Genomic DNA, 22,291 nt, shown 5'->3' with positions numbered 1-22,291 from the left:
ACCGGGCCGCCGAGGGAGTAGCCGGATACGCATCGCGGGGATGGAACAGCTCGTCATCCAGGCACGTACGGCCCTCACCGAGGAGCCCGACCCCTGGTCGGCCTTCGCCCGCTTCCTGCGGGACGTGCTGTCGGCCCAGGGGGCAGGCGGCCCGCTCCTCCCCCTGGTCGGCGGCCGGTTGCCCGCCACGGACGACAGCGCGGGCGCCGCGGACCGGCTGCGGGGCACCCTCGACGACCTGGTGGGAGGCGCGCACCGGGCAGGGGTACTTTGGACCGACTTCACCTCCGCCGACATCCCGTTGCTGCTCGAACACCTCAGCGCACGGATGCCGGTCGCCGGTGAACGTGCCGCCGCGCTCCACCTGCGGTTCCTCGACCTAGTCCTCGCCGGGCTGCGCACCTCGGCCCCCGACCGGCCCACCGCCCTGCCCGGCCCGGCCCCGCATTGGCGGAACTCAGAGAATGATATCCAGGGGAAAGTTTCTTCCCCCTCACCATGAGTGGACATCATCTCGGCTTCGGCGAATCATGGCGGAAGAACCGCCGGTGGCGGACCAAGGCCGAGAAAAGGAAAGAAGCCATGGTCAAAAATGTTTCCTTCAAGAACAAGGCAGTAAAGATTTCGGGACACCTTCATCTGCCGGACAACTTCAGGGAAGACGAGCAGTATCCGGCTCTCGTCGGTGCTCATCCGGCCGGCGGGGTAAAGGAACAGACCATCGGTGCCTACGCCAAGAGGCTCGCTGCGCAGGGATTTGTCACCGTGGTATACGACTCCTCATACCAGGGAGAGAGCGGTGGCGAACCCCGCCTCCTGGAAGACCCGACGACCCGGGTGGAAGACGCCCGCTGCGCAGCCGACTTTCTTACCACTCTTCCGTTCGTCGACTCCGAGCGAATGGGAGTTTTCGGTATTTGCGCCGGGGGCGGCTATGCAATCAGTGTGGCGCAGACCGAACGTCGCTTCAAGGCAGTGGCCACCGTCAGCGCGGCTCCCATGGGCGAGGGTTCCAGAGGCTTTCTGGGGCACATGTCCCCGGTGGCCGAGCAGATCGGAACGCTGGAAATGGTTGCCCAGCAGCGCACGGCGGAAGCGAGAGGAGGCGCACCCCTCTACGCCCCATTTGTTCCAGAAAAGCTGGATGACATCGACGAAAACACACCGGACCTCCTGCGTGAAGGATTCGACTACTACAGGACGCCCCGAGGTCAGCATCCCAACTCCAAGGGCCGCTTCCTGCCGACCAGCATGGACAAGATGTTCGCCTTCTCGGCGTTCGACCAAATTCCGGAACTGCTGACCCAGCCGATGCTCCTCATCGCAGGGAGCAAGGCGGACACAAAGGTGTTCAGCGATCAGGCCTACGAGCTTTCCAAGGGGCCGAAGGAGTTGTTCGTCGTCGAAGGTGCGACTCATATCGCGATGTACGACGTGCCCGAGTACATGGATCAGGCGGTCACCAAGATGGTGGATTTCTTCGCCGTCCTCTAGCACCGCCGAGGCCCGAGCCCACGACCACTGAGCCGGGCCGCGGCCCCCGACGGGGGAACCGCTTACCCGGAGACCGGTAGGCAGGGGAAAATTTCTTCCCCCTCACAGCGCGCTCTTCCGGTGCAAAGCTTGGTCACGAACCGAGCGAATACATCCGAGGAGCCCGATCACCATGGCCCATTCCGGTCGCCCCACAATCGCCATTGCCTTCCATTCGGGCTACGGCCACACAGCCGTCGTCGCCGAAGCCGTGGCGCGTGGCGCAGCGGGAGCCGGCGCCGAGGTGGTCTCGATCTCCGTCGACACCATCACCGACGAGCAGTGGGAGCAGTTGGACGCCGCCGACGCGATCATCTTCGGTGCCGCCACGTACATGGGTACCGCCTCCGCGGCCTTCCACGCGTTCGCCGAGGCCAGTAGCAGGCGCTGGTTCTCCCATGTCTGGGTGGACAAGCTCGCCGCGGGCTTCACCAACTCCGGCGCCAAGAGCGGCGATAAGTCCTCCACCCTGGGCTATTTCGCCACCTTGGCCGCCCAGCACGGCATGCACTGGATCAGCCTGGGTCTGCTGCCGGGCTGGGACTCGACCACGGGCAGCGAGGACGACATCAACCGGCTGGGCTTCTTCATGGGTGCCGGCGCCCAGAGCCCGACCGACGCCGGTCCGGAAGCGGTCCACAAGTCCGACATCGCCACCGCGGAGCACCTGGGGGCGCGTGTCACGCGCCAGGCCGCGATCTTCCGCGCCGGACGGGCCGCCCTCCCCGCCTGATCACAAGGCCCTCCTTCCCGTATCCGATCCCCCACCCCCACACCCCCGCAAGGAGCGCACCATGTCCGAGTCCCCCGACCTCGCCCTCATCCGCCGGGTCTACGAATCCCGGATGGCGCCCGAGGTCACCAAGGAGGTCATGGCCCCGGACTTCGTCTGGGACATCACCCCTGGCTTTCCGAACAGCGGCGTCTACCACGGCTGGGACAGCGTGGCGAAGGACTTCTTCGGCAGGACGATGCCGAACTACGAGTCGTTCGGCGCGGGTCCCGAGGAGTTCTACGCGGACGACGAAGGCCACGTCTTCGTGTTCGGGCACTACCACGCCCAAACCAAGACCGGGAACAAGGCCGACGTCCGGTTCATCCACCTGTGGACCGTGCGTGATGGCAAGGCCGTCAGCATGCGGCAGGCCGCCGACAGCCACGTCCTCCAAGAAGCCCTCAAGGGCTGAGACCCCCGACCAGGAGAACCCCCCATGGCGAAGATCCTCTTCGTGATCACCGCGTCCGACCACTGGACGCTGGCAGACGGAACCCGGCAGCCGGCCGGCTTCTGGGCCGAGGAAGCCATCGGCCCGTACCAGGTCTTCAAGGAGGCCGGATACGAGATCGCGGCGGCCACACCCGGCGGTGTGCCGCCCACAGCGGACGCGCTCAGCCTCACCGCGGATTTCAACGGCGGCGAGGAAGGCGCGCAGCGCATGCGCATCGCCCTGCGCGAGGCCACCGAGCTGGCGCACCCGATGCGCATCGAGGACGTGGACATCGACGACTACGCGGCCGTCTTCTACCCCGGCGGCTGGGGCCCGATGGAGGACCTGCCCGACGACGCCGCCTCCGGCGGGCTGCTCACCCAGTGGCTCGCCTCGGGCAAGCCGGTGTCGCTGGTGTGCCACGGCCCCGCGGCGCTGCTGGCCACCATCGGCCCCAACGGGACGTCCCCGTTCGCCGGCTACCGCCTGACCGGGCTCTCCAACGCCGAGGAGAAGCTGAACGGCCTCGCGGACCGCGCGAAGTGGCTGCTGCAGGACCGTCTCGTGGGCGAACTCGGAGCGGACTATCGCGAGACCGAGCCGTTCGCCCCGCACGTCGAGGCCGACCGCAACCTGTACACCGGCCAGAACCCGGGCTCGGCGGTCCCGCTGGCCCAGGAGCTCGTCAAGGCCCTGAGCTGACGAGGCACTGGGCCGACGCCGCAGCTGTGTGACCTCTCGGCGGTCCGGTACGCACTCCGGGCCGCCGAGTCCTCTTCCGCTTCCGCCAACCGCCGAGCTTGTGTGCAAGGCTGCAAGGCATGAATCGCAGCCCTCATCTGAACGAGCTGGGTGAGTTCCTCAAGGCCCGCCGTGCCGAGCTCAGTCCTTCCGAGGTCGGACTCCGCGGCGGGCAACGGCGGCGTGTGAGTGGTCTGCGTCGTGAGGAGGTTGCCCTTCTCGCGTCGATCAGCACCGAGTACTACACGCGGATCGAGCAGGGACGTCTCCAGGCTTCGGCTCCCCTCCTGAACGAAATCGCCCAGGCGCTCCGTCTGAACGACGACCAGCGCACCTACCTCTTCGACCTCGCGGCGAAAGAGCGGGTGCGCCCGCCTGCGTCAGACGGCCGCCAGCAGGTGGACACGCAGTTGCAGCGCATGCTGGACGATCTCGCCGCCTCCCCGGCCTTCGTCATCGGCCGGCGTACCGACATCCTGGGCTGGAACCAGCTCGCCGCCGCCCTCTGGGCCGATTTCGGGTGCTACCCGGAGCAGGAGCGCGTGTTCGTCCGGCTGCTGTTCACCGAACCCTGGATGCGCGAGCTGTATGCCGACTGGGAGGAGGTCACCCGGCTGGCCATCGCCCAACTCCGTATGGAGAGCGCGCGCTACCCCGGCGACCAGCGCCTCACGGCTCTGGTCGAGGAGCTCTCCGCCCGTGACGAGCAGTTCCGGGAGTGGTGGACGGCGCACGACGTCGCGATGCGGGGCAAGGGGGTCAAGAAGCTCCGTCACCCGGTGGTGGGCGAGCTGACACTCGACTGGAACACGCTCACCTGTGGCACGGACCCCGACCAGCACATCATCGTGTGGAACGCCGAACCCGGTTCCCCGTCCCACGACGGACTGCGCCTCCTGGCCTCCTGGGCCGCGGACCAGAAGCGGACGGCGTCCGACACCGTCGCGTAGGCCTTCCCTGCCATCTGATCCAGGGGTATGGCATCTCTCGCCAACGTCGCGGCCACCCACCGGATATCGAGTCCATCGGGCGCACGGTCCGACCGCCGACGACCATCGCGGCCGCGGCGGCGTTGTCCGCGATGGTGTCGGTGATCGCGCGCGGCACCTCGGTGCGGTAGTCGATGACCTCGAGCGCGGGGACGACGTACTCCGTGGCCCGTAGGACGTCGTGGACGCGCAGGTCCGGGCCGTGCAGGTCCGCGCCGAGCACGAAGGCGAGTTCGACCTCCAGTCTGGGCTTCATGTAGCGGCTCGCGTCGAGGCAGGCGCCGTCGCCCACGACCGTGTCGTCGGTGAGAAAGCCCTCAGAGCGGCTGCGGCTGCGCGACGTTCTACCTCGGTGATCACAGGGTTCCTCTCGGAAGGTACGGCGTGCTGTCGCGCTTGGCCGACACGGGCGGGGTCGGCAGCCAGGCCTCGCCCGGCTCGACGACGAAGGTGAACTCGAGGCTGTACCAAGGCTCGGTTACAACCGGGTCCGGTACCGGCTCGTGCTCGTGGCGCACATACGTGCCGACGAGGCTCCGCACGACGCCGAACTGGGCGTCGGTCTCCAGGATCGGGTCGTCGTGGCTGTAGAGCTGGGACGCGATCGTCTTGTAACCGGGTTTGTGGATCAGCGCGTGGACATGAGCCGGCCGGAAGAGGTGGCGTTGGAGCGCGGTCAGGAGCTCGCCCACGGGCCCGCCCATCGGTATCGGGTAACCGGAGGGCTTGATACCGCGGAAGGCGAACATTCCTTCCTCGTCGCTGAAGAACCTGCCCCGGAGATTCCACTCGGCCTGCTCGGGGTCCTGGTTCTCGTAGAGGCCGTCCGGCGACGCATGCCAGACGTCGTCTTCCGCGCCCGTGACCGCGTTTCCGTCGGTGTCGACGATCCGGCCCGTGAGAACAGCGGCGGTCCCTCGGTCGGGGAGCGGACGATCGACTCGCCGTTGTTCATCAGGGCGACCAGCGTGGACAGGCCCAGTGAACCCGCCATCAGCCTGGCCTCGTTGTGGCTGGGCGTAGTGAGCCGGCCGAGCCTCGTCACGATGTCGAGGACGGTGTCGAATTCCCTCTCGGTCAGCCGCACTTCGCGGGCGAAATCATGCAGGTGCCGCACCAGCGCCTGGATGATCTCCTTGACGCGCGAGTCGTCGGCCCGCTCCGTCTTGGCGTGTACCACCGCGGAAAGCTGGTGTTCGTCCTGGTTGATCACGTCAGCGTCTCCTCGTGACAGTCGGCCGCCGGCCCGCGGCTCGCACTGCCAGGCGAGTACCCTAAGGCCGTCAGGCCCGCACAGCGCCGCTGTCCATCCAATGGACAACGAGCAAGTGATCAGCTGTTGCGGACCTTGACGCCAGGGCGCCAGCCGAGGAGACGGGAGATGCCGAGACCGCTCGCGATCACCGACGGAAGCACCGCCTGATGCTTCACCGAGTCGGTGCGCACGACCACGGACAGCGCCGCTACGACCCGGCCTTCTGCGTTCACGATGCGCGTGGCCACCGAATCGGCACCGAGGGTCAGTTCTCCTCGCACCGTGGCCGTCCCGGTGCGACGGCAGTCGCCGATCTCCTTGCTCAGCATCTCCGGTGCCACGATGCTTCGCGACGAGTACTCCCGGAGCTCGCCCGACAGCACGGTCTCGATCAGTTCCGTACCGCCGTGGCTGAGCAGCGCCTTGCCCACCCCCGTGCAGTGGAAGCCGCCCACCCACCTGGGAGACGAGCTCGGGTGCCTCCGGCGCGGACAGTCTCTCGATGATCACCGCTTCCTGGCCCTCCAGGACCACCAGTTGCACGTGCTGGTGGAGTGCGGTGTAGAGATCCTCGAGGAACGGCTGGGCCGGCGTGCGCAGTGATTCGGTGAGCGGGGCCAGGGTCCCGAGCTGCCACAGACGCAGTCCCACCGTGAATCTGCCGTCCGGCCGCCGGTCCAGCGCGCCGAAGCCGGTCAGTTCCACGGCCAGTCTCCGCACGGTGGCATGCGGCATGCCCGTCCTGCGCACCAGGTCGGCGAGGCTGAGCGCACTGTGCCCCGGCTGGAACGCGAACAGTACCTCCAGCAGGCGGGAGCTCACCGTCCTGCCGGGCTCGCTGGTCCGGGGCATACGTACCGGCTCCTCGCTGCGCCGTACCGCTCGTCCTGCTGCCGCAGCTTAGCCGCGACTTCGAAGGCGGCCGGTGCCTTCCTGCGCCGCGCGGGGTTGACGGCCACCGTCTACGAGCAGGCGCCCGCACTCACCGAGGTCGGTGCCGGGCTCGTGATGGACCCCAACGCCGTACGGCTGCTGCGGCGCCTCGGCGTCATGGACCGGTTCCTCCACCGGGCCGTACCGCTGGACTGGGGTTGGGAGTTCCGCCACTGGACGGACGGGAGAGCGCTCTCGGTCGAGAAGCCGAGCGGTGTCTGCGAGCGGCTCTACGGAGAGCGGACCTATGTCGTGCACCGGGCCGACCTGCTGGACTGGCTCAGGGCGGCTGGTCGTCGTCGAGGTGCAGGACACGGACAAGGGTGGCGAGCACCGCCGTCGGCACGGGGGAACGCCCCTGCTCGAACCGCGTGTAGTAGTCGGTGCTGATCCCCGCGAGCAGCGCGACCTCCTCCCGACGCGGCCCCGGCACCCGCCGGGGCGCCCCGGACTCGGGCAGACCCACGGTACGCGGACTGATTTGCGCCCGGCACATCTTGAGGAATTCTCCGAGTTCTGACAAATGCGCTTTGCTGTACATAGCAGCTAGTGTCGCAGCGCCGAACTGATAACTTTGGTGGAGAGTTTCCTCCCAGGCTCGGGACAACAGCCTTTCTTTTACCTGAGCGAGGCCCTGAATGCCGGCCGGTCAGGCGACCCGGCCGGCTGCGGACGCGCCGAGCCGACGGTCGGCCCACGAAGCGAGGGTGCGCAGTCCGTCGTACGGTGACGTGCCGGGCTCGCGCGTCGCTGGCCATGACGGCCAGTCTCGCACCGCCCGGTCTTCACGAGGGGGGTAAGGATTCCTCCCCTGGATAAGTCATTCCCAGAGTGGAATTCTCCCCTTTGCGGATTCGCGCGATGGCGGGAGGGTCGATGACACGGTCGGCGACCAGGACGGACCCACGGCGAGCATTCACCCGAACAGGCGGGGCCGCCAACCCCCGGGGTCGTAATTGTTTTCCGAACGTCACCGGTATTCGGTTTTCCCATGCGGCAGGCGGAGGAGGCGGGAAAGGAATGTGCGGACGGATGAGTCCGTCGAGCCCACCTCGGCAAGACGTTGGAGAACGGCACACCATGGAACTGCTGAAGCAGCCCCCCACCACCAGGAAGCTTCCCGCCGAGTGGCGCGGTGCCGCGCCCGGCCAGTTCATGATCCACCTCGCTCTGTGGGAGACGGAGGACATCACCTGGCCGGAGCACGTCCCGGACGACGATTACCACGGCCCGCGCGTCAGCACCCGTACACCTCCCTGACGCCCCGGCAGACCCGCCACGAGTTGAGAAGGCATCATGCGAGCAACCATCATTCACGCGCCCGGTGACATCCGGGTGGAGAACGCCCCGGAACCGAAGATCACGGCACCGACGGACGCGGTCATCCGCACCGTCGCCGCCTGCGTGTGCGGCTCCGACCTGTGGAGCTACCGGGGTGTCCTGCCGGTCGCCGAGCCGCAGCCGATCGGCCACGAGTACGTCGGCATCGTCGAGGAGGTCGGCAGCGACGTGTCGAGCGTCAGGCCGGGCCAGTTCGCCATCGGCTCCTTCGTCGCCTCCGACAACACCTGTCCGATCTGCCAGGCCGGCTACCACACCTCCTGCCGGCACGCGCAGTGGGTCAACGGCTGCCAGGCCGGGTACGTCCGCGTCCCCCTCGCCGACGGCACCTTGGTCGCCACCCCGGAGCAGCCGGGCGAGGAGCTGATTCCGGACCTGCTGGCCCTGTCCGACGTCATGGGCACCGGCTGGTACGCCGCCAAGGCGGCCGAGGTCAAGCTCGGTTCGACGGCCGTGGTCGTCGGCGACGGCGCGGTGGGCCTGTCCGGCGTCATCGCCGCGAAGGAACTGGGTGCCGAGCGGATCATCGCCATGAGCCGGCACGAGTCCCGGCAGAAGCTGGCCCTGGGGTTCGGAGCCACCGACATCGTCACCGAGCGGGGCGACGAAGGCGTCGCCCGCGTCAAGGAACTGACGAACGGCCTCGGCGCCGACTCCGTCCTCGAGTGCGTCGGCACGCAGCAGTCGATGCAGCAGGCCCTGCAGTCCACCCGCCCCGGCGGCAACGTCTGCTTCGTCGGCATGCCGCACGACGTGCGGATCGACGGCCTGCAGCTCTTCTTCTCCCACGTCGGCCTGCGCGGTGGTCCCGCCCCCGTACGCGCCTACCTTCCCGACCTGATCGACCGCGTCTTCAGCGGCCGCATCAACCCGGGCAGGGTCTTCGACCTGACCCTGCCCCTGGACGAGGTCGCCGAAGGCTACAAGGCCATGGACGAGCGCCGCGCCGTCAAGGCGCTGCTGCGTCCGTGACCTGAGGCGGGGAGCCAGGTCGAGGAGACGGATCGAGGAGATCGGAGAGACACCGATGACGACATGGACGAGCGAAGAGCTCGACCGCATCGCCGACGCCGACGAGTTGGAGATCGCTCCGCGCCGCGGTGACGGCACCCTGCGGGGGCCGGTGCCGATCTGGGTCGTCCGCGACGGTGACCACCTGTACGTCCGTTCCTTCCGGGGTACGGACGGCGGCTGGTGGCGCATGGCCCGCGCCACCGAAGAGGGGCACATCCGCTCCGGCGGCGTCGACAAGGACGTCACCTTCGTCGAGGTGGCGGACCCCGAGACCAACGACCGTATCGACACCGCGTACCGCACCAAGTACGGCCGTTTCGGCGGCGCGTACGTCGATCCCATGGTGGCGGCACGCCCCACGACGCTGAAGCTGCTGCCCAGATGAGCAGGACGTGCCCGGTGAAGGCCACTGGACTCTCGCCAGTGGTCCTCCCTACTCAGGAGCAAGCCCCTTGATCGGTCTCGAACTCGTCGTACTCCTGGGCGTGGCCGTGCTGGTCGGCCAGGTGGTCGCACAGCGCCTGGGCGTCGCACCGCCCGTCGTGCTGCTGGTCGTGGGTGCCCTGGTCGGGCTGGTCCCCGCCGTGCGGCAGACGCAACTTCCGCCGGAGGTGGTGCTGCTGCTCTTCCTGCCGGTGCTGTTGTACTGGGAGAGCCTCACCACCTCCATGCGGGAGATCCGTTCGAACCTGCGCGGCATCGTCCTGCTCAGCACGGTCCTGGTGATCCTCACCGCGGGTGCCGTCGCGGTCGCCGGGCACGCGCTCGGGCTGCCGTGGGGACCGGCGTGGGCGCTGGGCGCGGCGGTGGCGCCGACCGACGCAACCGCGGTCGGCGTGCTGGCCCGCGCTCTGCCGCGCCGTCAGGTCACGGTGCTGCGTGCCGAAAGCCTCGTCAACGACGGCACCGCACTGGTCATCTTCGGCCTGTCGGTCGGTATCACCGTCGGCGAGGAACACCTCACCCTTCCGCACGTGGGCGCCCTGTTCCTGCTGGCCTACGGCGGCGGGGCCGCCATCGGCGTGGTGGTCGCCTGGATCAACATGAATATGCGACGCCGCCTGGACGATCCCCTGCTGGGCAACCTCGTCATGATCCTGGCGCCCTTCACGGCATATCTGCTCGCCGAGCTGGTCCACGCCTCGGGTGTCCTCGCGGTCGTGGTCAGTGGGCTGATCATGGCCCACGTGGCCCCGAGCCTCATCCGCGCCGAGCACCGCCGCCAGGCGCTGGCCTTCTGGCCGCTGCTCACGTTCATCATCAACGGCGCGCTGTTCGTCCTGGTCGGAGTGGAACTCCAGTACGCGGTGCGCCACTTGAACCGGTCCGACCTCCAGGACGCCCTGATCGCGGTCGGAGTGATCAGCGTGGTGCTGGTCGCCGACCGGTTCGCGTTCCTGTTCTCCTCCGCCTACCTGATCCGCGTGATCGACCGGCGCCCCGAGCAGCGGCTTCGGAGAATCAGTCACCGGTCCCGCGTCGTCAGCGGATTCGCGGGCTTCCGTGGCGCGGTGTCGCTCGCCGTGGCGCTCTCCGTACCGGAGACCCTCGACTCCGGCGCCCCCTTCCCCGACCGCGCCTTCATCGTCTTCGTCACCTCCGGCGTCATCGTGGTGACCCTCGTGGTGCAGGGACTGCTGCTGCCGGGCGTGGTCCGCTGGGCGCGGCTGCCGCACGACACCTCCGTCGACGAGGAAGAGGTCCTCGCCGACAGCACCGCAACCGAGGAGGCCATCCGGGCCCTGCCGCGACTCGCCGCCGAACTGGGCGCCACCCCGAAGGTCACGGAGTGGCTGCGCCAGGAGTACGAGGCCCACCTGGCAACCGTACGGGCCCGAGGCGCGGGCACCGACGACGATCCCGCCCTGCTGCACAACCGTCACTACACCGACCTCCGCCTCGCCCTGATCACCCACAAACGCGCGACCGTCGTCCGCCTGAGGGACTCGTCACAGATCGACGACACCGTGCTGCGCCGACTTCAAGTCGCCCTGGACAGCGAAGAGGTGCGGCTGGCCGGACGCGAGCCGGTGGAGTGAGCCGGGGTCCGACACCCGGCCTCCGCACAAGACCCGAAAGAAGGGATCCCCCTGTCATGTCCTCCGGCCTCATCGACGTCCACGCCCACCTCCTGCCCGACTTCTACGTCCAGCAGACGACAGCGGCGGGCCATGCGCATCCCGACGGCATGGGCGGCTGGCCCACGTGGTCCGTGCGAACCCACCTGGACCTGATGGATCGCAACGACATCAAGACCGCGATGCTGTCCATGTCCTCCCCCGGTGTGCACTTCGGCGACGACAAGGCGGCCCGTCTCCTCGCCCGGCACGTCAACGAGTACACCGCCGAGCTGACCCGGGACCACTCGGGCCGCTTCGGCAACTTCGTGTCGCTTCCCCTGCCGGACGTGGACGGCTCCTTGGAGGAGATCGCATTCGCCTTCGACGAACTCGACGCCGACGGCGTGGCCTTGCTGACGCACACTCACGGCGTGTACCTGGGCGACCGGCGCCTCGGCCCCATCTTCGCAGAACTCGACCGCCGCCGGGCCGTGGTCTTCCTGCACCCCACCTCGCCGGTGTGCTGGGAACAGTCGGCACTCGGCAGACCGCGGCCGATGGTTGAGTACATCTTCGACACCGCCCGTACCGTCACGGACCTGGTGATGGCGGGCGTCCTGACGCGTCATCCGAACATGCGGGTGATCGTTCCGCACTGCGGTGGCGCGGTTCCCGTCCTGGCCGACCGCATCAACGAGTTCATGAGGCTGTTCCTGCCTTCGGAGCAGGCGCCCTCCCTCGATGCCGTGCAGCAACTGCGCGGCCTGTACTACGACATGGCGGGCACAGCCTTCCCACGCCAGATCCCCGCGCTGCTGGAGCTCGTCGATCCGGACCGCGTGCTGTTCGGCAGCGACTACTGCTGGACGCCTCCCCCACTGGCCGACGCCCACATCGCGGCGATCGACGCGACCGAGTCACCGGTGGAGGGGACCACGTGGCGTTCCCTGACGACGGCCAACGCACAGCGCCTGTTCCCGGGGACAGCGCGGTGAACGACAGCCGCGGCGCACTGCGTCAGGCAGCGCCGTTCAGCGCGTCCGGCCCCGTCTCGATCCCGGAAGCCAGGGAACGCACGGTCGCGTACGCCTGGCTGCCGGGTTCGGCGGTCCACACGGCGACATCATGCGAGGTCCACCACAGGAGGACCTGCGGATCCAGTGCGCGATGGCGTCGAGGACCTCCGCGGACGACTGGACGCGGCCCTGCTCGAGCCGGGTGTAGTAGTCGGTGCTGATCGCGGCCGGCTGAACGACTTCCTCACGGCGCAGACCGGGGACCCGCCGGGACTCACTGGCGGCGGGCAGGCCGACCTCCTCAGAGCTCAGCTGAGCACGGCGCCAGTGGAGGAAGCCTCCGCGGGACAGTCGACCAACCGAACAGGGGGAGAATCTATCCGGGGATGAATCCTTCCCCCCTTCAGATATCAGGTGCGGCGTACCGTAATTGACGGCGTGACGCGAGAACCGCAGATGGGCAAGAGTCTGGGCGATGCATGCCGATGCGCTCGGCGGGTTCAGGCCTGCCGTCGCAGTACGCCTCTTCATTTCGCACCTAGCAGCAGAGGAAGAAAGCGGACTTCCTGAATTCACTCGAACGTGCTCCAGACCATTTCGCGCACGTATATGCCAGGAGCATCGAATACAAGGAGAAAACGTGCACACACGAACGCTCGGGCGAGGCCTGCGTGTCTCGGCCATCGGTCTCGGCGCCATGGGAATGTCCCAGAGCTACGGCCCGAACCCCGGCGATCGAGCGGACATGATCGCTGTGCTCCGCGGCGCTGTCGACCGCGGGGTCACGTTTTTCGACACTGCGGAGGTCTACGGCCCCTACGCCAACGAGGAGCTCGTCGGCGAGGCCCTGACTCCGGTGCGTGACCGAGTGGTGATCGCCACGAAGTTCGGGTTCCGCATCGAGAACGGTGCCTCAGTCGGTCTCGACAGCCGGCCCCAGCAGATCCGGGCCGTCGCCACGGCCTCCCTCAAGCGGCTCAGGGTCGACACGATCGACCTGTTCTACCAGCACCGCGTAGATCCAGAGGTGCCGATCGAAGACGTCGCCGGCACGGTGGGCGAGCTCGTCAAGGAGGGCAAGGTGCGCTGCTTCGGGCTGTCAGAGGCCAGTGCCCAGACCATCCGCCGTGCTCACTCGGTCCACCCGGTGACGGCCGTGCAGAGCGAGTACTCACTGTGGACCCGCGACCCCGAACCAGAGGTGCTGCCGGCGTGTGCGGAGCTCGGTATCGGATTCGTGCCCTTCAGCCCGCTCGGCAAGGGGTTTCTGACGGGGGCGGTGGACGCGTCGACTTCGTTCGCGGACGACGACGTCCGTACGAGCATTCCGCGGTTCTCGGCCGAGAACCGCGCGGCGAACCAGGTTCTCGTCGAGCACGTTGGAAAGCTCGCGCAGGCCAAGGACGCCACACCGGGGCAGGTCGCGCTCGCCTGGCTGCTCGCGCAGAGTCCGTCGATCATTCCGATTCCCGGCACGCGACGTATCACGCGCATCGAGGAGAACATCGGCGCCGCCGCGCTGCCCCTCTCCGCCGACGAACTGGCGGACCTCAACGAACTCGCTGGTCACGTCGGGGTGCACGGAAACCGGTACAACGAGCACCACATGTCGCTGGTCGACAAGTAGCCGACTGATCCCGAAGGGTTCACGGTGTTGCTCACGTCCAGATCGGGGCCCAGGCCGGTCCGCGGGCGGACGCCCGCCTCGGCCAGGGTGAACGCGCGCGGTGGCCGACTTGGCCGGCAGGGCAACGGTTGCCCCTGCCGCCCTACGCGGCAAGGCCCACCAGACCCGCGTACGACTCGGCGGTCTCGCCACCTGCAGCGCCTGCCGACCGCGAACAGGGACGCGTTCGGTGCCCTGTTGGGCGGATTCAAGTGGTCGTCGCAACACCTTGATCACAGAGGTGTCGCGTGGGAAACCATCGGGTTGGATGAGTGCCTGTTTTCGATCCTCGGTTTTGGGTAACTTTGAGCCCTAGTCTGGTCGGGTGTCCGAGGGCGCCAGGGAGGCCGCGGGACGGGTGTGCGAGGGCTGTGGTGAACGGTTGAGGCCGGGTGCTCCAGCTCGTACGAGGTTCTGCTCGGCGGCCTGTCGGGCCAGGCAGTGGCGTCGGGACCGGCGGTTGCGTAAGCGGGTAGCCGCTGAGATCGGCGGTGCTGGCCGGGCCGAGTGCCCGGAGTGTGGAGCCAGCTGGGTGGCTGGGGTGGACCGTCGTTCGAACGCGGTCTACTGCTCTCGGCGGTGCGTGACGAGGGCCTGGAGGGCCCGGAATGAATCGTTCGGCGAACGGTCACAGTGACCGCATCGCGAACGCACCCGAATCCCAACTTCAGTCATATCACGGTCAATTACGGTCATTCATTGTGATCTTAGGATTTTCGGTCCGACTCTCGGGTCTATGAGACGGTCGTGTCTCGCCACGGCCAACTGCCGTGCCCGGCCCGTGGGTTGGTGGTGAAACCATGCCCGGAGAGATCGAGACGGCCGAGGACAAGGTCGGCAGCGTCAGCGCGGACCGCTATGCGGAGATTGTGGCTGAGCTGCGGGAACTGGTCCAGGCGGCCAGCGGCGTCATGTTCAAGATCGGTGATTACGCACTGGAGATCGAGCCGATGCGGGAGCATGGCGGTGCGGTGCCGGCCGACGTCCTGTTCACGGTGAAGGACTCGCTGTTTCGTCTGGCCGAGGACATCGGCATGTCCTACTACACGGTGAGGCAGGCCCGGCAGGTCGCGTCGAAGTGGCCGAGGGACCGCCGGGTGGCGGAGGTGTCGTACACCGTCCACAGCATCCTCGCGTCGATCGTCGACGACGAGGAGCGGTTCGCGGCCATCCTCACGCCGCCGCCGGGCAAGCCGCGGTGGACGCCGGACGAGGCCAAGCGCCGCACGGGCCGTCAGGTCGTCAAGCCGGTCACGCCGCAGGAGAAGGTCAGTGCCATCCACACCCTCGCCCAGGACGAGGAGGTGGCCGCAACGGTGACCGGGGACCTGCTGCGGCGCCCGGACGTGGTCGCCCAGGTCGCGCCCGAGGACAAGGTGAGGGCGGCGGCGGAGCTGTCCCGGGAGGACGACGTTGCCGCCGCGCTCGCCCCGGACATCCTGCGCCGTCCCGAGGTCGTCGCGCAGGTCACGGCGGCCGACAAGGTGAAGGTCGTCGAGGAGCTGACCAGGGACGAGGGCGTCGCGACCGAGGTGACGACGGGGCTGCTGCGCCGCCCGGACGTCGCGTTCAAGGCCATGGGCGACGACACCGCCCGCCACCAGGTCGACCGCGCCCAGGTCGAACGGGGCCAGCAGGCCCGCGAGGACTTCGAGCGCAACAGCCCCGTCGCCCCAGCGATCCGCGCGATCGACCGGTCGGTGGAGTTCCTGGACCTGGTCACCGCCTGCCACGCGTTCGTCGCGGCGTCCGGCCGTGTCGTCCCGGGTCTGCGCGACCGCCAGCTCGGCGACGACGAACGCGTCATCATCCACGAGAACGTCGCACGTGTTCGCGCGACCCTCGACTGGATCGAGACGGCCGTGGACACCGGGAAGGTCGACGTCGACGGCGAACTGGCCCGCCTCCTGCAAGGCGAATAAGAGGTGCCGCGCGCTTCCGAGCGCAGATCGGCGGCATCCCAGCGGCACGCTGACACCATCCGGTTCGTGCTCTTCGAAGCTCGGCCGGCCGGGCTGACCTTCGTCCAGCTCATCCGCTCCAGCGAGCTGACGCCCAGCCAGGCCCGTGCGGGCCTGGCCTGCCTGCGCGACATCATCGCCGAACGCAGCTGGCCGCCCCTGATCTGGACGAAAAAGGACGGCTACCGCTTCTGCACCGACACCGCCGAACTCCAGGCATACGAACTCGCGATCGTGAGGGAGAAGCTCACCGAGATCCGACGCTTCATCACCGCCGTCGTCGGCCCGCACGCGGCCCTGCAACCGAAGGGACGGTGGATCAAGCACCTGAACACCCAGCTCGGCTCGGTCGAATCCACGCTCGACATCATCGCCGACTACATCGACGCCTGACCGGGTTGGGGCGGCCGCTCCGCGGCTCGCCCCAACCCCCCGTTCCCCGAGAGGAGGTTCACGTTGCCGCGGCGCCGCTGCTATCCGTCCGACACCTTCGACGACGAATGGGCTCTCATCGAGCCCCTGCTTCCGGTCCCGGCCTGTGAGACCTCCACCGGGGGACGCCCAGAGAAGCACCCCCGCCGCGAGGTGGTCGACGCGATCCGCTACGTCGTCGACACCGGCTGTAAGTGGAGGGCCCTGCCCAACGACTTCCCGCCCTGGCGGACCTGCTACGGCTTCATGGCCCGCTGGGCCGCGGCCGGCATCATCGGACAGATACGCGACCAGCTACGCAAACGCATCCGCCGCGAGATGGGCCGGGCCCCCGGCGCGGTCGCCACCGTCATCGACTCGCAGTCCGTCAAGGCCGCCGAGACCGTCGGCAAGGACAGCCGGGGCTACGACGGCGCGAAGAAAATCAACGGCCGCAAGCGCCACCTGGTCGTGGACACCAAGGGCCTGCCGCTGTTCGTCATGGTCACCCCGGCCGACATAACCGACCGCGACGCGGCCAAGGAAGTCCTGTTCCGGCTACGGCTGATGCACCCCGAGATCACGATCGCCTGGGCTGACGCCGCCTACGCAGGCAAGCTCGTGACCTGGGCGAAGACTCACCTCGGCCTCACTCTCAAGACCGTCAACCGCCCGAAGGACACTATCGGGTTCGTCGTCCTGCCCCGCCGCTGGGTGGTCGAGAGGTCGCTCGCCTGGATCATGCACGCACGCCGTCATGCCCGGGACTACGAACGGCTCATCCAGCACTCGGAATCACTGATCACCTGGGCCGCGATCACCATCATGACCAGGCGCATCACCCGCCGGTCCTCTCGCCGGAGCGGCCAGCCCTCCTCCCGAGAAGCCGCACGGGACTGATCGTCCTCAAGGACAGCGCCATGTCCTCGTGGTCTGCACCGGCTCAAACCGCAATGTCTGCACCGATCCTCCCATTGAAGAACCAGCTGAGACTACGTCCTGGCGATCTCTTGCCGGAGCTGATGGGTGAAGCGGCGTAGGAGATCCTCTGTTTCCCTGTGCTCGGCCCTGCGATCGTCCCTGCCCTCGCTGGGCCGGGAGCTCCAGACCCGACGCGCGAGAGCGTCGGCGAGATCGACGGTGTCGTCGGCGCACAGTAGGTAGAGGGCTGACCGGGCTTCCTGCATCCGGCTCACCAGTTCGTTGGCCCCGGCGCCGTCGTCACTCAGCCGTGTTTCCCGGAGGTAGTCGATGAGCTGGACCACGGCGGTGTTGAAGCCGACCCCGGCTTTCAGCTTCTGTTCGCGCAGCCACATGCGGTCCTGCCGGCGCGCAGTGAACCAAGACCCGAACACGGCCCCTATGAGGCCGAAGCCAGCCCCGATGGCCACGGACAGGATGTTCACCACGCTAGCTCCCCCCGACACACAGCTGACGGCAGGCTACAGAAGCCATCAAGCACCCAACTCGATGGGTGTCCGTTCGAATCTGAGCCGGGCGAACTCCACCGGGGGACTTCAAAAACAGGTACTGACGACGTTGACGGGACGTCCGGCGATGCGTTCGCCGGGCCGGGCTCCCATCCGTGTGGAGCGCGCGTTCTGGAAAAAGATCGCCGAGGCACCGGCCAGCTACACCACGGCATCCCCCTTCGCCACCCTCCTCATCGGCAACCGGCTGCTCAGCCTGCCGGGCTCCGGGAAGGAGGTGCGGCAGTTCGCCAACAGCCCCGCCCTCGTAACCGAATGGCTCGCCCTCACAGGCCTCGACCCCGACACCCGTCGACCTCGGCGACAGCGCACCCCTCCCTCTTGAAGAAGCCCTGCGCACCCGGCTGGATATCTCCCGCATCACCGCCGACCACGCGCAACCGCGGCACCGTACACAGGGCCGACTACCAACCCACCTGACCTGCGGGAATGTGGAGCGGCAGACGAGTCGGGCTGTACGCCGGGGACACTGCGAGGTCCACATGAACGGCCTCTGACCTGCGCGGATGTTCCGTGTAACCAGAGGCCGTGCACAACGCGTGCACACCGGTCAGGGCGAGATCTTCTTGAGGGATCAACCCCTGCCGCGTTCAGTGGAGGGCCGAGGGGTGCCGGGCGAGCGGTGTGACCGTGATCTCCATGTAGGGGAACAGCGGCAGGGCCCACAGGAGTTCGTTGAGCCGGTCGTTGTCGCTCACGTCGAAGACGCTGAGGTTGGCGTACCGACCGGCGCAGCGCCACAAGTGCAGCCACTCACCCGTGCGTTGGAGCTTGTGTGCGTACTCCTTCTCGGTGGCGACGAGCAGGGCGCGGACGTCGGGGTCCAGATCGGACGGAAGGTCTACTGTCATGTGGACGGCGAACAGCACGGCGCATCTCCCTCGGTTCAGGAGGCGGGATCGAGGACGAAGTCGTACGTGACCTGGTTTCCACCGTTGCCTGTGGGGCTCGGGTCGATGACGAGTTCGGGTTTGACCGCGCGGGCCACGTCGTCCTGGACGTGCTCACCGCCCTTGAAGTACAGCTGCGTGGTCAGCGGGTCGTGATCGGGTGCCGACACCTTCAGGTGCAGGTGGGCGGGGCGCCAGGCGTGCCAGCCGGCCGCGGTGATGAGGCGTCCGCAGGAGCCGTCGGTGGGGATCTGGTACGGAGCGGGCTGGATGGTGGTCACCGCGAACCGCCCCTCGTGGTCGGTGGCGATGCTGCCGCGCAGGTTCCATTCGGGGATGCCGGGGGCGAACCGGGAGTACAGCCCGTCGTCGTCGGCCTGCCACATCTCCAGGAGGGCACCGGGCAGCGGCTCGCCCGAGATGCCGGTGACCTGTCCCCGGAACAGGAGTGGGGTGCCGGCCTCGTTGTCGCGCGTCGGCAGGGCGCCGGTGCTGGGCAGCTCGGGGGCTCCGGGCACGTAGTAGGGGCCCTCGATGGTGCCCTTGCTGCCCTGCCGGGACTCTGTGGCCACCTCCTCGACGGCGTGTTCGACCCAGACGTCCAGGAACAGCGGCCACTCGCCGTCCTGACCGACGGAGATCAGCCACGACTTGAGCGCGTTGTACTCGTCGTACGTCACCTGGTGGCGGCGGATGATGTCGTGGACGGCCGTGATCAGCTCCGTGGCCAGGGTGCTGACGCGTGCGGTGTCAGTGCGCGGTACGGCCGTGGACGTGACGGCCTTGTCGGCCAGAAAGCGCTCGGTGGCCGACGCGCCGGATGCGGCGGCCGTGGCCCTGAGGGTGGTGTCGGACATACGGGGCTGGCTCCTTTGCCTGGGGTTGACGGGGCGTTTCAGCGGTCCTGGCGGTAGCGGTCGAGCTTGTCCGGGTCGATCCCCACGCCCAGGCCGGGCAGGTCCCGCACGGCGAGCGTGCCGTCCGTGATGGTGATCGGCTCGGTGAGCAGGTCGTCGCTCATGTCCAGGAAGTTGGAGAGTTCACCGGCGCGGCGGGCGGCGGAGGCGTGGGCGGCTCCGAAGGCGAGGGTGCACAGCGTGCCGAGTTGGCCGTCGATCTGGTTGCCCATCACCACCTCGGCACCCATCCCCTCGCACTGGAAGAGGACGCGTTGGGAGAGTGTGAAACCGGTTCGGGCGGTCTTGATGCTGATCGCGGTGGCATCGCCGTCCAGGAGGGAGCGCGTCACCTCGGCGGGTGTCGTCGCCGACTCGTCCGCCACGAAGGGGACCGGACTGCCGCGTACGAGCAGCCGGCGGCCGAGGATGTCGTCGGCGGGACAGAGCTCCTCGGCGAGTGTGATGCCGATGTCGTCGAGTTCGCGGAGGGCTGCCGCCGACTCCGAGGCCGTCCAGCCGCGGTTGCCGTCGGCGTACAACTCCACGTCCTGGCCCAGCACTTCGCGCAGTGTTCGGCACACCGCGAGGTCGAGACGGACGGGGCGGCGGCCGACCTTCACCTTGAAGACGGAGATGCCGTATGTGCTCCGCATCCGCTCGGCCTCGGCGGCCACCCGCTCGGGGGTGTCGAAGCCGAGCATGTGCGCAACCCGCATCCGGTCGCACCAGCCACCGAGGAGACGGTGGACGGGCTGCCCGAGCGCCTGCCCGGTGATGTCCCACAGGGCCATGTCGATGGCCGACTTGGCGGCCGGATTGCCGACCGTGCGGTGCAGCCGGGCGTGGACCTGTTCGCGGGCGAACACGTCCAGGCCGGTGAGCTGAGGGGCGAAGACCTGCTCGATCACGCCAGTCACGGACGCCTGCGTCTCGCCGTAGGTGAACGGGCGGGGTGGCGCGTCGGCCACTCCGGTCAGGCCCTCGTCGGTGCGGACGCGCACCAGGACGTGTGCGGCGGTGTGCACCTCGCCGCTCGCGAAGCGGAGTGGCTTGGTGTACGGGATGGCGTACGGGATCGTCTCGATCGCGGTGATCTTCAACGGGTGGTCTCCTCTGCCCGGCGGATCCGGATGGCCGCCTCCGTCCTGTGGGCGATGCCCAGCAGGCGGCCCACGCGGTGGGGGTGGCCGACGAGTTGCAGGCCGAGCGGCATGCCGTGCGGGTCGCGGTGGCCGGGGATGGTCACGACGGGCAGGCCGAGCAGTTGCCAGGGGCGGGAGAGGATCGGGGTGCCGGTGGCGTCCAGGCCTCGTGGGGCGGGGCCGGGGGCGGCGGGGGCGAGGATCGCGTCGGCCCGGGTGAGGAGGTCCAGTATGCGGGCGCGGGCCGTGCGTCTGGCGGCGAGTGCCGCCCGGTATTCGGTTTCGGAGGTCTTGCGGCCGCGGTCCAGGAGTGCGTTCAGGTGCGCGCTCAGGGACTCGGGGTGCTCCGCCTCGCCGGCGAGTGAGCGTGCGGCCTCGTAGGCCATCACCACGGCGTGTGTCTCGGCGAGTTCGGGTGTGCCGAGGTCGGGGCTCAGGTCGGTGGCACCCAGTGTGCGGCCGGTTTGGTCCAGCGCGTCGAGCATCGCGGGGTCGATGTCCGCGAGTCCGGTGCCGCGCCACTGCAACACCCGTACGGAACCCGGGTCTTCGGCCGTTTTTCCGTCCACGGCCTCGATCACCTCGGCCAGTTCACGAACCGTGGGAGTGAGCAGTCCCGGCGCGTCCAGGGTCGGGCTGAGCCCGGTGAAGCCTCGTGTCGGCCACGCACCGACCGGGGCGACGTACCCGGCGACTCCGCAGAACGAGGCGGGCCTGGTCAGCGATCCGGCCGTCTGCGATCCCAGGGCGAGGGGCACCACACCCGCGGCGACCGCGGCGGCCGAGCCGCTGGAGGAACCGCCCGGCGTGTGGGCCGGGCGGTGCGGGTTGCGGGTCGGACCGGGCTGGAAGTACGCGAACTCGGTGGTGACCGTCTTACCCAGCGGTACGGCGCCCGCCCGGCGCAGCCGGTCCACCAGCCAGGCGTCGTCCGCGACGATCCGCCCCTGGCGGAGTACCGAACCGCACTCCGTGGGCAACCCGGCGACATCGATGATGTCCTTGACGCCGAACGGCATGCCCCGCAAGGGGCTGCCTTCCGGTGCCCGCCGGGCCGCCCTGCGGGCACCCTGGGCGTCCACGCACACCCAGGCGCGGATCTCCGGTTCGGTCCGCTCCAGACGTGCCAGCGCACGTTCGACGCGGTAGCCGGGGTCGACGGTCATGTGCACGCGCCTTCCGGGACGAGGGGCGCGGCGTCGAGCCGGTGGAAGGACCGGTTGAAGTAGACGAGGCTGGGGCTGCCGGACCGGGTGCGGATCCGGTCGATGTCGACGAAGAGCACACTGTGGGAGCCCATGGACACGGCGTCCTTGATCGTGCCGACAGCCGTGACGAGGGCGTCCTTGAGGACGGGCACGTCCTGTGTGCGGTCCCAGACGTCCCAGGTGAAGCGTTCCGCCATGGGCACCTTTGTGGCTCCGGCGAAGTGCAGGGCCAGTTCCTGCTGGTCGGCGCCGAGGACGTTGACGCACACCCGGCCGTTGGCCCGGAAGACGTCGTGCATGGCGCTGCCACGGTTGACGCAGACCAGCAAGGTCGGCGGATCGTCGGTGACGGAGCAGACGGCACTGACGGTGATGCCGCAGCGGCCGTTCGGCCCGTTGGTCGTCAGGATGTTGACGGCTGCCGGGAGATGCGCCATCGCCTCCCGGAAATCGGACTGGTTGGGGGTCACGGCGGTGCAGGTCCTCTCCTGATCGGTCGTGCGGTTCGGCGCCTGGGGCCGGGTCCGTTCGGCT

General features: G+C 68.5%; 23 protein-coding genes and 3 pseudogenes. 16 read left to right on the top strand and 10 right to left on the bottom strand.

What is annotated here, in order from left to right:
• Positions 1-40: 40 nt before the first annotated feature.
• From OG828_RS47160 to OG828_RS47135, 6 genes are all read left to right on the top strand, one after another.
• Positions 41-502 carry an SbtR family transcriptional regulator gene (locus OG828_RS47160; protein ID WP_328504651.1) on the top strand — a complete coding sequence of 154 codons (462 nt, stop codon included), beginning with the start codon at positions 41-43 and terminating at the stop codon, positions 500-502.
• On the top strand, positions 499-1,494 hold the full coding sequence (locus OG828_RS47155) for an alpha/beta hydrolase (RefSeq protein WP_328504650.1): 996 nt from the start codon (positions 499-501) through the stop codon (positions 1,492-1,494). The genes OG828_RS47160 and OG828_RS47155 overlap by 4 nt, the downstream gene beginning before the upstream one ends.
• A 172-nt stretch (positions 1,495-1,666) precedes the next feature.
• Positions 1,667-2,266, top strand: a complete 600-nt coding sequence (locus tag OG828_RS47150) for a flavodoxin family protein (protein WP_328504649.1) — start codon at positions 1,667-1,669, stop codon at positions 2,264-2,266.
• 61 nt (positions 2,267-2,327) lie between these two features.
• Entirely contained in the window at positions 2,328-2,720 is a 393-nt protein-coding gene (locus tag OG828_RS47145; protein ID WP_328504648.1) for a nuclear transport factor 2 family protein, read from the top strand.
• A 24-nt stretch (positions 2,721-2,744) separates the two neighbouring features.
• Positions 2,745-3,443 (top strand): type 1 glutamine amidotransferase domain-containing protein, encoded by a 699-nt coding sequence (locus OG828_RS47140; protein WP_328504647.1) that lies wholly within the window; start codon positions 2,745-2,747, stop codon positions 3,441-3,443.
• Positions 3,444-3,562: 119 nt separating this feature from the next.
• Positions 3,563-4,432 carry a helix-turn-helix domain-containing protein gene (locus OG828_RS47135; RefSeq protein ID WP_328504646.1) on the top strand — a complete coding sequence of 290 codons (870 nt, stop codon included), beginning with the start codon at positions 3,563-3,565 and terminating at the stop codon, positions 4,430-4,432.
• A 395-nt stretch (positions 4,433-4,827) separates the two neighbouring features.
• Here OG828_RS47135 and OG828_RS47130 read toward each other — a convergent pair whose 3' ends face one another.
• The 4 genes and pseudogenes from OG828_RS47130 to OG828_RS47110 all read right to left on the bottom strand — a co-directional run.
• Positions 4,828-5,361, bottom strand: coding sequence for a dioxygenase family protein (locus OG828_RS47130; RefSeq protein ID WP_328505054.1), 534 nt, complete (start codon positions 5,359-5,361; stop codon positions 4,828-4,830).
• A 113-nt stretch (positions 5,362-5,474) separates the two neighbouring features.
• A pseudogene (locus OG828_RS49780) lies at positions 5,475-5,561 on the bottom strand (hypothetical protein); the annotation flags it as partial.
• Between the two features lie 242 nt (positions 5,562-5,803).
• Positions 5,804-6,578, bottom strand: a pseudogene (locus tag OG828_RS49775) (IclR family transcriptional regulator).
• Between the two features lie 370 nt (positions 6,579-6,948).
• A pseudogene (locus OG828_RS47110) lies at positions 6,949-7,200 on the bottom strand (helix-turn-helix domain-containing protein); the annotation flags it as partial.
• A 539-nt stretch (positions 7,201-7,739) separates the two neighbouring features.
• Between OG828_RS47110 and OG828_RS47105 the strand changes: the two are divergent.
• The 9 genes from OG828_RS47105 (at position 7,740) to OG828_RS47060 (ending at position 17,028) form a co-directional block, all read left to right on the top strand.
• Entirely contained in the window at positions 7,740-7,919 is a 180-nt protein-coding gene (locus tag OG828_RS47105; protein ID WP_328504643.1) for a hypothetical protein, read from the top strand.
• Between the two features lie 36 nt (positions 7,920-7,955).
• Positions 7,956-8,972, top strand: coding sequence for a zinc-dependent alcohol dehydrogenase family protein (locus OG828_RS47100; protein ID WP_328504642.1), 1,017 nt, complete (start codon positions 7,956-7,958; stop codon positions 8,970-8,972).
• A 55-nt stretch (positions 8,973-9,027) separates the two neighbouring features.
• Complete coding sequence (locus OG828_RS47095) at positions 9,028-9,399, top strand: DUF2255 family protein (protein WP_328504641.1); 372 nt, start codon at positions 9,028-9,030, stop codon at positions 9,397-9,399.
• 67 nt (positions 9,400-9,466) lie between these two features.
• A complete protein-coding gene (locus OG828_RS47090) occupies positions 9,467-11,053 on the top strand; it encodes a Na+/H+ antiporter (protein WP_328504640.1) in 1,587 nt (528 codons plus the stop codon).
• A 56-nt stretch (positions 11,054-11,109) separates the two neighbouring features.
• Positions 11,110-12,069: an amidohydrolase family protein gene (locus OG828_RS47085; RefSeq protein WP_328504639.1), complete on the top strand. Its 960-nt coding sequence runs from the start codon at positions 11,110-11,112 to the stop codon at positions 12,067-12,069.
• A 661-nt stretch (positions 12,070-12,730) separates the two neighbouring features.
• Entirely contained in the window at positions 12,731-13,717 is a 987-nt protein-coding gene (locus tag OG828_RS47075) for an aldo/keto reductase (RefSeq protein WP_328504638.1), read from the top strand.
• 839 nt (positions 13,718-14,556) lie between these two features.
• A complete protein-coding gene (locus OG828_RS47070; protein WP_328504637.1) occupies positions 14,557-15,678 on the top strand; it encodes a DUF6192 family protein in 1,122 nt (373 codons plus the stop codon).
• A 3-nt stretch (positions 15,679-15,681) separates the two neighbouring features.
• Positions 15,682-16,110, top strand: a complete 429-nt coding sequence (locus tag OG828_RS47065) for a RacP protein (RefSeq protein ID WP_328504636.1) — start codon at positions 15,682-15,684, stop codon at positions 16,108-16,110.
• A gap of 63 nt (positions 16,111-16,173) precedes the next feature.
• Entirely contained in the window at positions 16,174-17,028 is an 855-nt protein-coding gene (locus OG828_RS47060; protein ID WP_328504635.1) for an IS5 family transposase, read from the top strand.
• Between the two features lie 92 nt (positions 17,029-17,120).
• On the opposite strand, the gene OG828_RS47055 is transcribed toward OG828_RS47060, so the two are convergent.
• Positions 17,121-17,537 (bottom strand): hypothetical protein, encoded by a 417-nt coding sequence (locus OG828_RS47055; protein ID WP_328504634.1) that lies wholly within the window; start codon positions 17,535-17,537, stop codon positions 17,121-17,123.
• A gap of 148 nt (positions 17,538-17,685) precedes the next feature.
• Here OG828_RS47055 and OG828_RS47050 point away from each other — a divergent pair, with 148 nt between their 5' ends.
• Positions 17,686-17,943 (top strand): hypothetical protein, encoded by a 258-nt coding sequence (locus tag OG828_RS47050; protein WP_443062479.1) that lies wholly within the window; start codon positions 17,686-17,688, stop codon positions 17,941-17,943.
• A gap of 265 nt (positions 17,944-18,208) precedes the next feature.
• On the opposite strand, the gene catC is transcribed toward OG828_RS47050, so the two are convergent.
• Genes catC through OG828_RS47025 form a run of 5 tightly spaced genes read right to left on the bottom strand, consistent with a single transcriptional unit; the run spans position 18,209 to position 22,227 of the window.
• Positions 18,209-18,487, bottom strand: a complete 279-nt coding sequence (catC, locus tag OG828_RS47045; RefSeq protein ID WP_328504633.1) for a muconolactone Delta-isomerase — start codon at positions 18,485-18,487, stop codon at positions 18,209-18,211.
• Positions 18,488-18,504: 17 nt separating this feature from the next.
• Positions 18,505-19,365, bottom strand: a complete 861-nt coding sequence (catA, locus tag OG828_RS47040; RefSeq protein ID WP_328504632.1) for a catechol 1,2-dioxygenase — start codon at positions 19,363-19,365, stop codon at positions 18,505-18,507.
• 38 nt (positions 19,366-19,403) lie between these two features.
• Positions 19,404-20,507: a mandelate racemase/muconate lactonizing enzyme family protein gene (locus OG828_RS47035; protein ID WP_328504631.1), complete on the bottom strand. Its 1,104-nt coding sequence runs from the start codon at positions 20,505-20,507 to the stop codon at positions 19,404-19,406.
• Entirely contained in the window at positions 20,504-21,715 is a 1,212-nt protein-coding gene (locus tag OG828_RS47030) for an amidase (RefSeq protein WP_328504630.1), read from the bottom strand. The genes OG828_RS47035 and OG828_RS47030 overlap by 4 nt, the downstream gene beginning before the upstream one ends.
• Positions 21,712-22,227 (bottom strand): flavin reductase, encoded by a 516-nt coding sequence (locus OG828_RS47025; protein ID WP_328504629.1) that lies wholly within the window; start codon positions 22,225-22,227, stop codon positions 21,712-21,714. The genes OG828_RS47030 and OG828_RS47025 overlap by 4 nt, the downstream gene beginning before the upstream one ends.
• Positions 22,228-22,291: the final 64 nt, after the last annotated feature.

Origin of the sequence: Streptomyces sp. NBC_00457 (assembly GCF_036014015.1) — a bacterium.
Lineage (GTDB): Bacteria > Actinomycetota > Actinomycetes > Streptomycetales > Streptomycetaceae > Streptomyces.
The sequence above is the reverse complement of the archived record's forward strand: the minus strand, read 5'-3'. Positions and strand labels throughout refer to the sequence as shown.

What these genes read in the sequence shown, in the direction of transcription:
- OG828_RS47160 (WP_328504651.1), top strand. Translation starts at nt 41, where the DNA reads ATGGAACAGCTCGTCATCCAGGCACGTACGGCCCTCACCGAGGAGCCC.
- OG828_RS47155 (WP_328504650.1), top strand. Translation starts at nt 499, where the DNA reads ATGAGTGGACATCATCTCGGCTTCGGCGAATCATGGCGGAAGAACCGC.
- OG828_RS47150 (WP_328504649.1), top strand. Translation starts at nt 1,667, where the DNA reads ATGGCCCATTCCGGTCGCCCCACAATCGCCATTGCCTTCCATTCGGGC.
- OG828_RS47145 (WP_328504648.1), top strand. Translation starts at nt 2,328, where the DNA reads ATGTCCGAGTCCCCCGACCTCGCCCTCATCCGCCGGGTCTACGAATCC.
- OG828_RS47140 (WP_328504647.1), top strand. Translation starts at nt 2,745, where the DNA reads ATGGCGAAGATCCTCTTCGTGATCACCGCGTCCGACCACTGGACGCTG.
- OG828_RS47135 (WP_328504646.1), top strand. Translation starts at nt 3,563, where the DNA reads ATGAATCGCAGCCCTCATCTGAACGAGCTGGGTGAGTTCCTCAAGGCC.
- OG828_RS47105 (WP_328504643.1), top strand. Translation starts at nt 7,740, where the DNA reads ATGGAACTGCTGAAGCAGCCCCCCACCACCAGGAAGCTTCCCGCCGAG.
- OG828_RS47100 (WP_328504642.1), top strand. Translation starts at nt 7,956, where the DNA reads ATGCGAGCAACCATCATTCACGCGCCCGGTGACATCCGGGTGGAGAAC.
- OG828_RS47095 (WP_328504641.1), top strand. Translation starts at nt 9,028, where the DNA reads ATGACGACATGGACGAGCGAAGAGCTCGACCGCATCGCCGACGCCGAC.
- OG828_RS47085 (WP_328504639.1), top strand. Translation starts at nt 11,110, where the DNA reads ATGTCCTCCGGCCTCATCGACGTCCACGCCCACCTCCTGCCCGACTTC.
- OG828_RS47070 (WP_328504637.1), top strand. Translation starts at nt 14,557, where the DNA reads ATGCCCGGAGAGATCGAGACGGCCGAGGACAAGGTCGGCAGCGTCAGC.
- OG828_RS47050 (WP_443062479.1), top strand. Translation starts at nt 17,686, where the DNA reads ATGCGTTCGCCGGGCCGGGCTCCCATCCGTGTGGAGCGCGCGTTCTGG.
- catA (WP_328504632.1), bottom strand. Translation starts at nt 19,365, where the DNA reads ATGTCCGACACCACCCTCAGGGCCACGGCCGCCGCATCCGGCGCGTCG.
- OG828_RS47030 (WP_328504630.1), bottom strand. Translation starts at nt 21,715, where the DNA reads ATGACCGTCGACCCCGGCTACCGCGTCGAACGTGCGCTGGCACGTCTG.